This is a genomic window from Faecalibacterium sp. DFI.5.82 (assembly GCF_029076575.1).
In the GTDB taxonomy this organism is placed as follows: Bacteria; Bacillota; Clostridia; order Oscillospirales; family Ruminococcaceae; genus Faecalibacterium; species Faecalibacterium duncaniae.
Genome location: NZ_JARFIS010000059.1, coordinates 1 through 479, shown reverse-complemented (window position 1 = coordinate 479; position 479 = coordinate 1). Strand labels below are relative to the sequence as shown.

The 479-nt window shown below is 62.0% G+C and carries 1 pseudogene; it reads right to left on the bottom strand.

The window, feature by feature from the left end:
* Positions 1–82: 82 nt before the first annotated feature.
* Positions 83–479 (bottom strand): annotated as a pseudogene (locus P0G09_RS15550) (phage tail sheath family protein); the annotation flags it as partial.

The following is a 479-nucleotide window of genomic DNA, read 5'->3' as shown; positions in this document are numbered from 1 at the left end:
CGCCATTCATCACGTCGGTGGTGCTGTTCTCGCTCTCGAGGAACAGGATCACAGGCTCGCCCAGCAGGGCGCCCATGCTCACTTAACCGTCGAGCTTTTCCTGCTCGCGGTTGATGATGCGATCCTTCAGAGCCCGGGTCATGGGGCTGTCAATCTCAGGGCTCCACTCGCGCTGGAAACTGTTGGTGATGTGCATGAGCATCCGCATGGAGACGTCGAAGATCGCGCGGGGATCCACGTCTGCGCCATAGGTATAGGCGGCGGTATGGTCGCCACACAGTACCCACTCGCCGCCCCACGCGACGGCGGTGCTGATGCCGTTCTGCGTCAGCTCCTTGCCGGTCTGCTGGTCGAAGCCGCGGTTGTTGGCGTTGGCGCCGAAATACTGCTTGATGATGGGGATAGCCTTGTTGCCGCAGGTCTCCATCGGGACGCTGTTGTGGCCGTGGTCGAGCTCATGCGCGCCGACTTCAGCCACA